At 41.5% G+C, this 14,557-nt stretch carries 14 protein-coding genes; 3 read left to right on the forward strand and 11 right to left on the reverse strand.

All coding sequences use genetic code 11. The features are described 5' to 3' along the window. Positions 1-63: 63 nt before the first annotated feature. The 3 genes from purH to purM form a co-directional block, all read right to left on the reverse strand. On the reverse strand, positions 64-1,581 hold the full coding sequence (gene purH, locus L0951_RS01565; protein WP_234109011.1) for a bifunctional phosphoribosylaminoimidazolecarboxamide formyltransferase/IMP cyclohydrolase: 1,518 nt from the start codon (positions 1,579-1,581) through the stop codon (positions 64-66). Positions 1,582-1,646: 65 nt separating this feature from the next. Further along, positions 1,647-2,213 (reverse strand): phosphoribosylglycinamide formyltransferase, encoded by a 567-nt coding sequence (purN, locus tag L0951_RS01570; RefSeq protein ID WP_234109012.1) that lies wholly within the window; start codon positions 2,211-2,213, stop codon positions 1,647-1,649. Positions 2,214-2,304: 91 nt separating this feature from the next. Continuing rightward, a complete protein-coding gene (purM, locus tag L0951_RS01575) occupies positions 2,305-3,291 on the reverse strand; it encodes a phosphoribosylformylglycinamidine cyclo-ligase (protein ID WP_234109014.1) in 987 nt (328 codons plus the stop codon). Between the two features lie 312 nt (positions 3,292-3,603). On the opposite strand from purM, the gene L0951_RS01580 reads away from it, so the two are divergent. After that, the gene (locus L0951_RS01580; protein ID WP_234109016.1) at positions 3,604-4,491 is read left to right on the forward strand and encodes a DUF808 domain-containing protein; all 888 of its coding nucleotides are present in this window, start codon (positions 3,604-3,606) and stop codon (positions 4,489-4,491) included. Positions 4,492-4,543: 52 nt separating this feature from the next. On the opposite strand, the gene L0951_RS01585 is transcribed toward L0951_RS01580, so the two are convergent. Continuing rightward, the gene (locus L0951_RS01585; protein WP_234109018.1) at positions 4,544-5,077 is read right to left on the reverse strand and encodes an NADPH-dependent FMN reductase; all 534 of its coding nucleotides are present in this window, start codon (positions 5,075-5,077) and stop codon (positions 4,544-4,546) included. A 90-nt stretch (positions 5,078-5,167) separates the two neighbouring features. Next, positions 5,168-5,881 carry a pirin family protein gene (locus L0951_RS01590; RefSeq protein ID WP_234109020.1) on the reverse strand — a complete coding sequence of 238 codons (714 nt, stop codon included), beginning with the start codon at positions 5,879-5,881 and terminating at the stop codon, positions 5,168-5,170. A gap of 326 nt (positions 5,882-6,207) precedes the next feature. Here L0951_RS01590 and L0951_RS01595 point away from each other — a divergent pair, with 326 nt between their 5' ends. Then, positions 6,208-6,549 (forward strand): DUF488 domain-containing protein, encoded by a 342-nt coding sequence (locus L0951_RS01595; protein ID WP_317207186.1) that lies wholly within the window; start codon positions 6,208-6,210, stop codon positions 6,547-6,549. Here the strand turns inward: L0951_RS01595 and L0951_RS01600 are convergent. Next, positions 6,546-7,208, reverse strand: a complete 663-nt coding sequence (locus tag L0951_RS01600) for a TrmH family RNA methyltransferase (RefSeq protein ID WP_234109022.1) — start codon at positions 7,206-7,208, stop codon at positions 6,546-6,548. The genes L0951_RS01595 and L0951_RS01600 overlap by 4 nt on opposite strands. Positions 7,209-7,380: 172 nt before the next feature. Here L0951_RS01600 and L0951_RS01605 point away from each other — a divergent pair, with 172 nt between their 5' ends. Beyond that, complete coding sequence (locus L0951_RS01605) at positions 7,381-8,409, forward strand: asparaginase (RefSeq protein WP_234109024.1); 1,029 nt, start codon at positions 7,381-7,383, stop codon at positions 8,407-8,409. A gap of 129 nt (positions 8,410-8,538) precedes the next feature. On the opposite strand, the gene L0951_RS01610 is transcribed toward L0951_RS01605, so the two are convergent. From L0951_RS01610 to L0951_RS01630, 5 genes are all read right to left on the reverse strand, one after another. Continuing rightward, complete coding sequence (locus L0951_RS01610; protein WP_234109026.1) at positions 8,539-8,886, reverse strand: arsenate reductase family protein; 348 nt, start codon at positions 8,884-8,886, stop codon at positions 8,539-8,541. After that, positions 8,883-10,064: an aspartate aminotransferase family protein gene (locus L0951_RS01615; RefSeq protein WP_234109028.1), complete on the reverse strand. Its 1,182-nt coding sequence runs from the start codon at positions 10,062-10,064 to the stop codon at positions 8,883-8,885. The genes L0951_RS01610 and L0951_RS01615 overlap by 4 nt, the downstream gene beginning before the upstream one ends. Positions 10,065-10,223: 159 nt before the next feature. Beyond that, positions 10,224-11,960: an OstA-like protein gene (locus L0951_RS01620; RefSeq protein WP_234109029.1), complete on the reverse strand. Its 1,737-nt coding sequence runs from the start codon at positions 11,958-11,960 to the stop codon at positions 10,224-10,226. Then, positions 11,960-12,433 (reverse strand): Fur family transcriptional regulator, encoded by a 474-nt coding sequence (locus L0951_RS01625; protein ID WP_234109031.1) that lies wholly within the window; start codon positions 12,431-12,433, stop codon positions 11,960-11,962. Before L0951_RS01625 ends, L0951_RS01620 begins: the two co-directional genes overlap by 1 nt. A 130-nt stretch (positions 12,434-12,563) precedes the next feature. Further along, positions 12,564-14,555, reverse strand: a complete 1,992-nt coding sequence (locus L0951_RS01630) for a KUP/HAK/KT family potassium transporter (RefSeq protein ID WP_234109034.1) — start codon at positions 14,553-14,555, stop codon at positions 12,564-12,566. Positions 14,556-14,557: the final 2 nt, after the last annotated feature.

Below are 14,557 nucleotides of genomic sequence, written 5' to 3' on the forward strand. Positions count from 1 at the left end.
AAATCTTCCACACCATCCAAGGAAACCATTGCAACCTGCACTCGTTGCACCATCTGTACCAATTTAGTGCAAAAAGTGTCTCATTCCAGTGAAGACCATCGGAATCTGATGTTCATTTGCTGCATCGATGGAATCCTGATCTTTCACACTTCCACCGGGTTGAATGATGGCTTTGATCCCTTCTTCCGCACAAAAATCGACTACATCCCGGAATGGGAAAAATGCATCCGAAGCCAAAACCAAATCACCGGAAAATTTCTCTTTTGCCCTTTCCACGGCGTGTTGCGTTGCCCAAATCCGGTTAACCTGTCCGCCGCCGATTCCCAATGCCTGAATTCCGTTGGAAACCACTATCGCATTGGATTTCACATATTTCACTACTCTTTGCGCAAACAAAAGTGTTTTCTTTTGTTCTTCGGTGGGCTGGATTCCGGTCACCACTCTGATATCGTTTGAAAAACCATGGTCATTGTCCTGAACCAAGATTCCGCCGTCGATTTTTACCCAGGTTTGTGGATCCGAAACCGGATTTTTGATTTTAATGATTCTAAGGTTTTTCTTTTTGCGCAAAATTTCCAGTGCATCATCGTCGAAATCTGTTGCCATCACGATCTCCAGAAAAGTTTTGTTGAGTTCTTCAGCTGTTTCTGCATCCACTTTAAAATTCATACCGATAATTCCACCGAAAATCGAAACCGGATCACAGTCGAAAGTTTTCTGATAGGTTTCCAGAGGCGAGTTTCCGATTGCAACTCCACATGGGGTAGAATGTTTCACCGCACAGCAAGCCATCTCGTTTTTGAACTCGTTCACCACCTTCCAACACAGATCCATGTCCCGAAGATTATTGAAAGAAAGCTCTTTCCCACCAAGAATTTCGAAATCCTTCATCGATCCGCTTTCCGTGGTGGAAACATAATAAGCTGCGGTTTGGTGTGGATTTTCGCCATAGCGCAAATCGGTGACCTTTTTGTAGGAAGCATTCAGATACTGCGGAAATTCTTCATCCAAAAGCATTTTCGAAATCGCTGCATCATAAGCAGAAGTCAGATTGAAAACCTTTCCAGCGAGTTTTTTTCTTGTTTCTAAAGTGGTATTTCCTGTTTCGGAGATTTCCTGTTTTACTTTTTCGTAATCTTCCACATCCGTAATCACGGTTACCGAATTGAAATTCTTCGCTCCAGAACGCAACATGGACGGTCCGCCGATATCGATAAATTCAACTTTTTCATCCAAAGAAATATTGGAACTGGCATTTTCAAAAAACGGATAAAGATTCACAATAACCATATCAATCAATCCGATTCCGTGTTCCTGAACGGTTTTCATGTGTTCCTCATTGGTCCGTACCGCCAATAAACCGCCGTGAACTTTTGGGTGCAGGGTTTTTACTCTTCCATCCAACATTTCCGGGAAATTGGTAACTTCATCAATCTGGATTGGATTTAATCCTGCGTCTTTCAAATGTTTGAAAGTACCACCAGTGGAGATGAGTTCGTAGTTGTTCTTTTCTAAAAATTTAGCGAAATCAATAAGTCCGGATTTATCGGAAACACTGATTAATGCTCTTTTCTTTGACATTTTATTTTACTTTTTATTACTTTCATTGCTCCCTAAGTTTCACCCAGGGTTCATCACACTAAAGGTTACGAGTCCATCAAAACTAAATTAATCGCTTTCGGAAAAATCTCGTATTCTATTTGATGGACTTTTTCCGCCAAACTTTCCGCTGTTTCATTCTCTCCGATTTCCAAAGATTTTTGAAGGATGATTTCGCCTTCGTCAATCCCGGAAGTCACGAAATGAACGGTTGCGCCACTCTGTTTTTCCGGGGATTCGATCACTGCTTGGTGAACATTCATTCCCCACATTCCTTTGCCGCCAAATTTGGGCAAAAGTGCCGGATGAATGTTGATGATTTTTCCCCTGAAATTTTCGCAGAATTCTTTGTCTAAAATCGAAAGAAAACCTGCAAGAACAATCAAATCCGTATTTTCTGGCAGAATTTTTTTCAGGTTTTCTGAAAAGGATTTTCCTCTTTTGATCAAATAATTCTGAATCCCGGCATTTTCAGCCCGCTGCAATCCGAAACATTCACGATCGGCGATGACCATTGAAATTTTCGCATCCGGAATTTCTCCACTCGCGATGCAATCTACGATACGCTGTAGATTGGTTCCGGAACCGCTGATTAATACGACGATGTTCTTCATTTTTTAATGTACCGATTATCAATGTAGAAATATTTCAATCAAGATAAATTCGGATTTTCGTGAAGGGTAAAGACTTAGATTTCTACAATGGTTACATTAAGATTTTTTGCTCTGAATCCTCCACAATTTCTCCAATTTCGTAGGCGCCGTCAATTAATTCCAGTGCTTTTCCTGAGCTAGCCGGATCTACCACCACAATCATTCCGACTCCCATATTGAACGTTCCGTGCATTTCCATCCTTTCTATATTTCCACGTTTTTCCAGTTCGAGCATGATGGAAGGAACTTTGATTTTTGATTCCTGAATTTTAGCGCAAAGTCCGTTTGGAATAATTCTCGGAACATTTTCAATGAGTCCGCCTCCTGTGATATGAGCGATCCCGCTGATTTCTATATTGCCGATCAGTTTTTTGATGTCCTGATAATAAAGCTTCGTTGGAACCAGAAGTGTTTCGTGGATGGGTTTTCCTTCAAATTTCTCGTTGAAATCGGGAAAAATCTTTCTGACCAGTGAAAATCCGTTGCTGTGAAATCCGGAACTCGGCAAAGCGATGATTTTGTCACCTTTCTTAATTTTGGAACCATCAATAATCTGGTCCTTTTCTACGATTCCCACGCAAAATCCCGCAACATCATAATCTCCCGGATTATACATTCCGGGCATTTCGGCAGTTTCGCCACCAATGAGTGCACATTCGTTGTCTTTGCAGGCTTTCACCATTCCCATCACGATCTCTGCGGCGATCTCTGAATCCAACTTCCCACAAGCCAAATAATCCAGGAAAAATAGCGGTTTCGCACCATGACAAACGATGTCGTTCGCACACATGGCAAAACAGTCAATTCCGATGGACCCGTAGTTTTTGGTATCTAACGCCACTTTCAGTTTGGTTCCCACACCATCAGTTCCGGAAACCAAAACCGGATTTTTGTACCCGGCAATTTCATAGAATGCACCAAAACTTCCGAGGTTGTTTAATACATTTCTGTTATGAGTTTCGGCAACTGCCGATTTTATTTTATCTACGGTTTTGTAGCCTTCTTCTTTATCTACTCCGGCGGATTTGTAGGTATTCATTTTGTTTTAATTTTCAAGTTTCAAGCCTGTCTGCAGACAGGTAGATTCCAGGTTTCAGATTCTTCAGAATTTTAAATAAAAAAGCCGACCATCTTACAGACGTCGGCTCATAATTTCTTTGTGGTGGCGCAGATTCCGTTTCCAAAATTTTGGAATATCTCTTCTATCGAAAATGATTTCAGCGCTTTCATTTTTCTTAAAATTCGGTTGTGCGAAATTAAGGTTTTTTAATGAGTCCAGGAAATCCTTTTACACAAAATAGCACGATTTTGTCCATAGAAATAATTATTTTTGCTTCAATAAAGATGAATTATGGCTTCAGGTTTTTTTGCGGTACTTGATGATATTGCAGCCTTAATGGATGATATAGCAGTGACCTCGAAAGTGGCCACCAAACAAACGGCGGGGATTTTGGGTGACGATCTCGCTGTAAACGCGGAGAAAGCCACCGGATTTTTATCTTCCCGGGAAATTCCTGTTTTATTGGCAATTATGAAAGGTTCGTTCATCAACAAGTTGATTATTCTGCCCATTGCCTTTTTTCTTCAATGGCTTTATCCACCGGCGATTAAAGTGATTTTGGTTGTTGGCGGACTGTATCTGGCTTATGAAGGAGTTGAAAAAATAATCGAATATCTGTTCCATAAAAAAGAGACCGAAAAAACCGCACCAAAAGTCATTGAAAAAATTGAAAAACCATTAGCAGAAGTCGAAAACGAAGAAAAATCAAAAATAAAATCCGCAATCCTGACCGATTTTATTCTGTCGATTGAAATTGTGATCATTGCTTTAGGTTCCGTTTTAGATCAAAGTTTAGCGATTCAGATCATCACCGTTTCGATTGTTGCGATACTGGCGACGGTAGGTGTTTACGGAATCGTGGCCATGATCGTGAGAATGGATGACGCCGGTTACGGATTGATCCGGAAGTCAAAAAACAAGGGAATGATCGGCTCGCTTGGAAAACTTTTGGTGAAAGCATTGCCGGTTGTAATTAAAACACTGGGAATTATTGGAACGATCGCCCTGATTTTGGTTGCCGGAGGAATATTCAACCACAACATCGATTTTATTCACCATTTGTTACCCGATTTTCCTGCCACCCTGAAACAGGCTCTTCTCGGAATTGCCGGAGGTTTGCTCATGGTTCCGGTATTTTTGGGATTCAAGAAATTGGTTGGAATGTTTAAGAGAGGATAGACAAAAAAAATAGACTCAAAAACCGGACTGAAATTCAATCCGGTTTTTCTTTCTAAAAATTTGACTTTATCTGATCTATCTTTTCCTTAATTTCCTTCAACTTTTCATCGTCTACAATTCCTTTTCCGGAATCAAAATTCTCATTGAAGGAAGGAAGTGAAAATGTTTCCAAAACTTTAGCACCATCAAAGGGGAAACGCTTTGAGGCGATTTCCAAAACACTTGCACCCCCTCTTTTTCCGGGCGAAGTTGCCATCAAAAACATGGGTTTTTCGCCAAAAACTTTTCGCCCACGAATCCGTGAAACCCAGTCGAAAATATTCTTAAACGCTGCGGAATAAGCACCGTTATTTTCCGCTAAAGACAATAATAGCAAATCTGCAGAATCTATTTTCGCGGCGAAATCGTGCGCCAGCTGCGGAATCCCGTTTTCGATTTCTCTTTCGTTCTTGTAAATAGGCATTTCGTAATCGTTCAAATCTAGAATTTCTATCAGGTGTTTTTCAAAAAAACTTGAGGCGAAAGTCACGAGTTGTCTATTGATCGAAACATCCGAATTGCTTCCAGCAAAGGCGATAATTTTCATAGGGTAAACGAAATTTAAGGTTGAGATTGACTACAAATTTTGCCAACCCCAAAATCCGGTATTGACAGAGGGCTCAAATTTACTAATTATTTAAATTTCCATGGGAACTTCCATCAAAAGGATTTCCGAATCTTCGGTAGCTTCCAGCGTGAATGCATCTGTATCCCAAATTCCAAAACCGTCTCTCGTTTCCAGGATTTGGTCTCCGATTTTTGCAGCGCCTTTCAAAACGAAAACGTAAACGCCGTTCCCTTTTTTGTGCAAACGGTATTCTTTGGAAACGCCCTTTTCAAAATTCGCCAGATTAAACCACGCATCCTGGTGAATCCAAACTCCCTCGTCATCAGCATTTGGAGAAAGAATCTGTTGAAAATCATTTGGTTTTGCATTTTCCTTAATACTGATCTGATCATATCTCGGAGTCACATTCATCTTATTCGGAATCACCCAAATCTGCAGGAATTTCACCGCTTCATCGGTATTCCTGTTGTATTCGCTGTGCATCACGCCGGTTCCGGCACTCATCACCTGGATTTCTCCTTTCCTAATCACGGCGGTGGTTCCCATGGAATCTTTGTGTTCCAAATCTCCTTCCAGCGGAATCGAAATAATTTCCATGTCCCGGTGCGGATGCGTTCCGAAACCCATTCCAGATTCCACCATATCATCATTAAGCACCCGAAGAACACCGAAATTCATTCTTTCAGGATGGTAATAGTTGGCAAAACTAAAAGTATGGTGGGATTTTAACCAACCGTGGTCCGCAAATCCCCTGCTCGCTGCTTTGTGCAATACTGTTTTCATATCAGTCACATTTATTTGGTAGTACTTCAATTTTATCATACAAAGATACGGCCTCTATATTCATAACCTATTGATTTATGGTAAGAACAGAGGAGTTCGCATGATGTTTTTCAGGAGCCGGGAACCTGCCCTCACTACTCGCTTTTTTTGGTGGTTGATGGTAACAGAGACTCCCGAAGTACCGAAGCCACCAAAAAAGAGCTCAAACATGCCGTTCGGTCAGGGCTAGTCAAGACCCGATATCCACTGAAAAGATATTGCTAAAATCAAAAAAAATCGTCTGTTTTTTAATAACTTTAGTGAAAATAAACCCAATGAACATATTAATGAAACGAACCTACGAAGATGCCGATAAATCTGATGGTTTACGGATTTTGGCGGACCGACTCTGGCCGAGAGGAATCCGCAAGGAAGATGCCCATATTGACTGGTGGGCAAAGGAAATTTCACCTTCCACCGAACTGCGTAAAGCCTATCACGGAAAGGAGATTGATTTTAAAGAATTCAGCAAAAAATATCTGGCGGAATTGAAAGAGAATCCCGATTTTCCAGATTTCTTGCAGGAAATTAAATCGCATCAAACCATAACCATGCTCACTTCCGCAAAAGAGATTGCGGTGAGTGCGCTACCTGTTTTGAAAGGGTTTATCGAAAAAGAACTAGGTTAATTATTTGATTCCAAAAGATACTTTTTCAGAATTTCCTCACCGCTTCTGATGGAGTTCACTGCCCAGCGAATTTTCATTTTCAGGAGTTTTTCTTCTGAAAGTTTGTAGTCGATATTTGATCTGAGGAGTTTCTGCTTCAGTTCATAAAAGCAGATCGCCGCCGCCACAGAAACATTAAAGCTCTTGGTGAATCCGTACATCGGAATCGCCAGAGTTTCGTTGGCGAAATCCAGGATTTCTTCCGAAACGCCTTCCAGTTCAGTTCCGAAAACCAATGCGAGCGGCTCGGTAATTTCATATTCCGGGAGCAACCTGGCATTTTTTTCGGGAGAAACCGCCACGATTTTATACCCGCGGTTTCTGATCTCCTTCAGCGAATCCAAATGATGTGGCAATTTTTCTACCTCTACCCAGGTTTCTGCACCTTTGGTTACCCTAAGATTTGGATGGAAAACGTTTTGGTTCTCCATGGCAACAATCTTGTGAAAACCGCAAGCTTCCACCGAACGAACGATTGCGGCGGCATTTCGGTATTGGTAAACGTCTTCCATTACAGGCAAAACGAAATCTGAACTTTCCTGAGCAAAATGTTCGATTTTCTGTATTCTTTCAGAAGTAAGGAATTGTTTTAGGTATTGGAAGGTTTCGTGGTCTTTCATTTTTCAAAATTAGCGTAATTTTTGTTTGCAGTAAACCTCCCAGAAGTATTCCTCATCTACGCGCCGGACTAAGCGCAACGTCCTGAAGCTTTGAGGTGGGAGCTGAAGACAGATAAAGGCACCCCACCAAAAACATTTTTACAATTCTATTAAAAGGTTTAAATTTGGGTTCATGAAACGAAAAGTGCTACTGATCTACACCGGCGGAACGATCGGGATGGAAAAAAATTACGAAACCGGAAGTCTTCAGGCGTTTGATTTTGGGAATATTTTTAAGAAGATTCCAGAAATGAAGCCTCTTGAGTGCGAAGTTTCAGTTCATCCATTCAAGAATCCGCTCGATTCATCAGATATGGGACCGAATGAATGGAAACTTATCGCGAATTATATCGGGAAAAATTACGATAAATACGATGGTTTTCTGATTCTGCACGGAACAGATACGATGTCTTACACCGCCTCTGCGCTGAGTTTCATGCTGAAAAATTTGCGGAAGCCTGTGATTTTGACGGGTTCCCAACTTCCCATCGGGGATTTGCGGACCGATGCGAAGGAGAATTTGCTGACCAGCCTATATTATGCGAGTCTGTATGAAAATGATGAGGCGGTGATTCAGGAAGTTGCTGTTTATTTTGAGTACAAGCTGCTGCGTGGAAACCGCACCTTGAAGTATTCTGCAGAGTTTTTTGATGCGTACCGATCGCCGAATTATCCGGTTTTGGGGCAATCCGGAGTTCATTTGAATATAGAAAAGGATTTTTTACACCGTCCAAAACCCGGAGTATCATTTGAAGTGGACGACCATGTTTCGCAGGATGTTTTATTTTGGCGGATTTTCCCGGGGATGCATCTGGAACATTTCGCAGAAATCCCCAATATGAAGGTTTTGATTTTGCAGGTTTTTGGTTCGGGAACGATTTTCAGTGCGGAAAAAACCAGGAAAACGCTGAAACTTCTTCGGAAACGCGGGACGGATATCGTGGTGGTTTCGCAGTGTATTTCGGGAGGAATCAGTTTTGGCAAATATTCGAATTCCAATATTTTCAGGGAAATCGGAGCGGTCAGCGGACATGATATCACGGCTGAAAGTGCGATTACCAAAGCGATGCACCTCTTGGATAATCCAAAATATACCGAAACCTTCGCAGAATTGTTCGTGAAGGATCTTTGTGGCGAAATTACGGAGAAGTTTGAGATTTAGAAATCAAGCCCGTTACTTCCGATGCGTTTTATTCGGTGGGTTTCGCCAGCAAAGAGTTATTTTCAATAAAAAAACAGGGCTCAAAGGCTTTTACCCGATGTTTTAAACTGTAACACAGTTTAGTTTACATTAACCCAAAAAGTTCCTCAAAGCTTCCACATTGCCTTGATCATTTCCAATAAAAATCTCATCTTCTGTCAAGAAAACCGGTCTTTTCAGAAAAGTGTAATGATCCAGAAGGAGTTCCTTAAAATCCTTTTCGCTTAAAGACTTCAAATCGATTCCGCGGGATTTGATCTGGGTAGATCTTCTGCTGAAAAGCGCTTCATACGATTTTGCCAACCGATACATTTCCACAAGCTCCTCTTCCTTAACCGGATCGGATTTTATTTCACGAAGTTGCCAATCCCGCAAATCAAATTGTTTCAGGATTTTTTGGCAAGTGTTGCAGGATTTTAGGTAGAAGACTTTTTTCATTTTTCAGTCTCGTTTAAAACGTCCAAAATAATTTGGCATCCTTCCCTGATTTCGTTTATAGAAATTGTTAAGGGCGGCGAAATCCTGAGGTATTCATTTCGGTACAACTGCCAGAAAACAATCAATCCCTTTTCCATGCAACGTTTCGCGACATCCAAGGTAAATTCCGGAGTTCCGAGGTTCACGGCCAACATTAACCCCCGTCCATTGATATTCTTAATTTTTGGATGTACCAAGAGTTCGCGGAACAGTTTTTCCTTTTCCTCAATTTCGTTCATCAAACCGCTTTCCAGAACCTCTTTCAAAGTGGCATAGCTCGCAGCCGCAATCAGCGGATTTCCCCCAAAAGTAGTGATGTGTCCCAGTTTCGGCGAATGAGAAAGCGAGTCCATAATTTCTTTGGAACTCATAAAAGCTCCCACCGGAACTCCGCCTCCCATTCCTTTCCCCATTACCAAAATATCGGGGACCACTCCGTAATGTTCAAATGCAAACAACTTTCCGGTTCTGCCAAATCCGGGTTGAATTTCATCCAGGATCAGTAAAGCCCCCACTTCTTCACATCTCTTTTTTAGCTTTTTCAGATAACCATCTTGCGGGACAAGAAATCCTGCTGCACCCTGAATGGTTTCCATCAGAACACACGCCGTTTTTTCGGTAATTTTGGTTAAATCTTTCTCGTCATTAAATTCAATAAAATCCACTAAAGGCAAAAGTGGACGAAATTCCCTTTTGTGGTATTCGTTTCCGGAAACCGACAAAGCGCCGTGCGTATTTCCGTGGTAAGAATTTTTGAAGGAAATAATTTCCTCTCTGCCGGTATATCTTTTTGCAAGTTTCAGACTTCCGTCAATCGCTTCTGCACCGGAGTTCACGAGATAAGTCACTTGAAGCGGTTCGGGTGTGGAATCTGCCAAGAGTTTGCAGAGTTTCACCGGCATTTCCTGGGCATATTCACCGTAAACCATTACATGCAGGTATTTTTCAGCCTGAGTTTTTATGGCTTCAACAATCTTTGGGTGGGAATGTCCCAAAGTATTTGCAGAAACTCCTGCCACGAAATCGAGGTGTTTTTTCCCATCGGTTCCGTAAATATAACTGCCTTCGGCTTTTTCCACTTCAAAACCCGCGGCGAAAGTAGTGGTCTGAGCTTGGTATTTAAAGAAATCTGTTTTCATGATAATGATTTAAAAAGGTGGTTCCTGTGGATCCGGATGCAAGTCTTAAGTTTATGCTGCACAGATTGAACTCCAACGGAAATTTTCGGCCAAATTGAAATTTGTGCACTTCAGCCATTGAATTCAAAAAAGTGACGAACAAACGTACTCCGTAAAAAATCACTTCCGGACTCTTTTCGGTTTCTTCGCTTCTTCTTTGGCTTTCGCGTCGTTGATCGCTTTCTGGGCGGCATCGTAGAGTTTGTCGTCGGATTCGTATTTTATTTCTTCGTATTGCGGTGTGTCGATGAAGATGTCTTGCCACTTTCGGAGCCGGTCTCTGGTGTTCCAGTTGAAATCCGGGAAGAACCTTTTTTCCCGGGAAATTTTACTCATCGGATAGACATCGGTATTGGCCCCGATGTTGCAGGAAATGATCTGAACTTTCCGGTCCTCAAATTCTGCCTCGATGGTTCCGCAAGTTGAAAGTGCAACGCCAATTCTTTCCACTTCCTTAGTTTTCTCGTTTTGGTCATCTGCATAGGTAATTGCCTGTGCATTTCCGATGACTTTTGCCAGTTTTATCTCGTTTTTGTCGTAGTAAACGGTCATCAGTTTTCCTTTCACCTGGTTGAATTCGTCTTTCAAATTCAGGGAGTCCGCCTTGCTGATGGCAAATGCATTTCCGATCACTTTCAGTGAATCGATGAATTCCTTTTCGGTATCAAAATAGGCTTCGATTTTATCTCCGGTCACCTGTTTCTCACCGCTCCAAGCAATTGGACTTCCGAAAAGGTGCATGATTCCGTCGGTTTCATTAAAACTCAGAGAATCCGCCCGAATCTGGATATTGGACTTAAACATTCTGGCTTTTCGGTACGCTCTGAGGAAGCTCTTCTTCTTCAATGGATCTTTCTCATCGCTTTTCTGGTAGCTAATCAGCTTTTGAGCTGAAAAATACATGGAATCTTTTTCCAGAATTTTTACGGCGTAAGGTTTTTCGGTCATCATTGCGGAATCTTTCTTTTCATAGATTTCGCCGTAACCTCCTTTCATATAGCGATTTTCTTTCGGATCGCGCAGGGTCACGTTTCCTTTTGCTTTCCCAAACCCGGTGATCTGATTGAAATACATGTCGTCTCCGGTCAGAATTTTCCCGTTATAATGAATCCTGGAATTTTTCTTTAAGTAAACCTCTTTGGAGTTCATATTATAGGAACCCCTTTCGGTGTAGATCAAATTGGCAGGATTTTTCTTGTTGGTAATGGTGGTAGGTCCAAAAAAATCTGCCGTATTGGTATTTTGATTTTGTTTGATGTTGGTTCCTTCCACGGTATAATCAGGGTTATTGATTTTCACATTTCCGGTAAAATCGATCATTTTTGTACTTAAATCATAAGTAGCCGATTTGGTGTACATGGTATTGGTGGCATCGGAAATGGTTCCCCCCGTATTGAAATAGGCTGTATTTGAAACCCTGTCGTAATACATGGTTTCGGTCTTTATGGTTTGCGTGGGATCGGTCAGTACCACATTTTTTTTGGCAATACCTTTCTGGGTATTTCCATCATATTCCATTTCACCGGAAGTGATCACAGAACCGTCTGCGTTTTGCAGTTTCACGTTTCCTATGGCTTTTACGAAGTTTTGCGCCTCATAAAAAATCACCTCATCCGCAGAAAGAAGTGAACCTTGATGCTCAAACTGCACATTCCCTGAAAAAAACGGATTTCCGCCATACTTATCCGGAGTTTTCTGAAAAAAATCAGAATGGATCAGGCGCACTTTTTCACCTTGAGGTTGATTCTGTGCAGTATTGAAATACGGATCCTTTACCAGAACATCTTTCGGCTGAGTGGTAATCTGCGCAAAAACATTAAACCCAATCAATAAAAATAAGGCGAAAAAATTTTTCATTAATCCTTTTTGGTTCCGTAGAAATAAAGTGAGTGGGAATCAATATTTACGCCAAAGGCATTTTCAATTGCGTCTTTAATTCCCTGAATTCGGGGATCACAAAATTCAATAATTTCCTGGATTTCTTTGTCCGAATCTTTTTTGTAGATCACCAAATGATCGTGCTGCTTATCAAAATATGATTTTTCGTAAGAGGAGGAAGTCAGTGTTTTTTCCCCAAACTGGTGTTTTCTGATCAATCCGGCGTCCAGGAAAATTTCAATAGTATTATAAATCGTCGCTTTGGAGACGTGGTATTTTTTCTGCATCATCAAAATGTAGAGATCATCCACATTAAAGTGGTGGTCCATATTGTAGATTTCTTCCAAAATAGTATATCTTTCGGGGGTATTCCTGAAATTTTTCTCGTGAAGATATTGCCTTAAAACTTCCTTAATCGTAGTTAGATTAAGTTCTTTTTGTTTAGGATCCATGAAATTAAATATAGGCAAATTTATCAAAAAAAGTCCGAACCAGGAATTCCGGCGGTTTTCACCACTGCAGAAGTAAGTACGGGAAAATATAAAGCTGACTGAATTGGATCAGATTTAAAACAATTCAGATTCAGTTTTGATATGGCTTGAACTCCACCTGCTGGATTTTTTTGGTAATCAGTTTCTGGTCCATAAGCGGTGCCGATTCAACCACCACATTGTGCGGCGAAACTCCCCACGCTTTGAAGTCATCACTTCCGATATACTTCACGAAATTATAGATATTGAGCGTGATTTTTTCCTTCACCGTCAGTAAAGTATCGTTGATGTAGGTATTGTCGATAATGACATATTTCAAATCCGGCGGCACATTGTGTGCCCTCAGAGACGGATGCGGACTTCTGGACGGGATGGTGCCTTCATCCATCATATCTTGCAAAACCTGGTCGAAATAATCATTGATTCTTCGGTCCACCTTAAAACCCAGTAGGAAATTCACCCGATAAATTGTTCCGGGCATAATCTCGTCGATATTGTACTTAAAGGTATATGGATCTTCCTGGTTGATGATGTTCAGGATGAAATAGTGATCCGCCCTTTTCGGCTGCTTCCGTAGGATGGAATAGATGATCTTGGTTTCGATTTCGTCTTCTTTCTTGGCCCTGCTCAAAAAAGCGAGATTCGTGGCGTATTTGGGAATGGTTTCATCCAGTTTCAGCTCCTTGATAATGGAAACATAATCATCCAGTTTTGCAAACTTGATGAACTTGGCTTTGATCAATCTTCCGTTGTACCAAGCATACATGCACACTGCGATGAATCCGCCCAGAACCAAAGTCAGCCAACCTCCATCGAAAATCTTCTGCACATTTGCATAGAAAAATCCGAATTCAATGGAAAGTTGAATGATAATGAAAAGAATCGCAAAATATTTGAACCGTTTGATTCTGCCCAACCAGAAAAACAGCAGAATTGTGGTCATTAACATCGTTATGGTAATCGTCAAGCCATACGCTGCTTCCATTGCCTCTGATTTTTTAAAGAAAATCACCACCATAAAACACATCAACATCAATCCCCAGTTGATTCTGGGAATATACATTTGTCCTTTAATCCCGGATGGATAATCGATTTGCTGATTCGGCCAGAAAGTAACCGACATGGCTTCAGAAAACATGGTGAATGCACCTGTAATCACAGATTGACTGGCAATAATTGCGGCTGCGGTTGCCAGAATTACTGCCGGTAAGATTGCCCATTCCGGCATGATTCCAAAAATGGGGTTGATTCCTTCCGCCACTTTGTTTGGATTGTCCAGGAGCCATGCTCCCTGTCCCAGATAATTAAGAATCAGCATTACTTTGACATAAATCCAACTTACGCGGATATTTTGCTTACCGCAGTGACCTAAATCTGAATACAAAGCTTCAGCACCTGTCACACATAGAAAAACCGCGCCCATAATCACTATCGCGCTTGGCGAATGGCTAATCAGGTTGTAAGCATAATAAGGATTGAAGGCCTTTAAAATTTCTACATGGTCAAAGATATGCATCGCTCCAAAACCACCGATTACCATAAACCAGACCACCATCACCGGTCCGAAAAACTTCCCTATAGAGGATGTTCCGAATTGTTGAACGATGAAGATTATGGCTAAAATCACCAAAGTAATCGCAACCACAGGAGTTTTGGGGCTGAAAATCTTGAGTCCTTCCACCGCGGACATCACGGTAAGAGAAGGCGTGATCACACTGTCCGCAACCAGGGTTGCTGCACCAAGAATCGCAATTAAATAGAGCCATCTCCGTTTCAGCCTTTTCACTAAGGAGTAAAGCGAAAGAATTCCACCTTCGCCTTTGTTATCGGCTCTTAATGCGATGATCACGTATTTGATCGTGGTCTGCATCGTCAATGTCCAGATGATGCAAGAGAGTGCTCCTTCGATATATTCGTCGAAAGGCATTGCGGTGCCTCCTTTGAATGCGTTCACAATCGCCTTCATCACATAGAGTGGGGATGTTCCGATATCCCCAAAAACTACTCCCAGAGAAACCAGCACACCTATTGCAGTGAGCTTCTTGGTATCAAAATGATGACCACCTTCTACAACTTCAGTCATTG

The sequence above is a fragment of the Chryseobacterium sp. R2A-55 genome (assembly GCF_021401085.1).
Taxonomy (GTDB): domain Bacteria; phylum Bacteroidota; class Bacteroidia; order Flavobacteriales; family Weeksellaceae; genus Kaistella.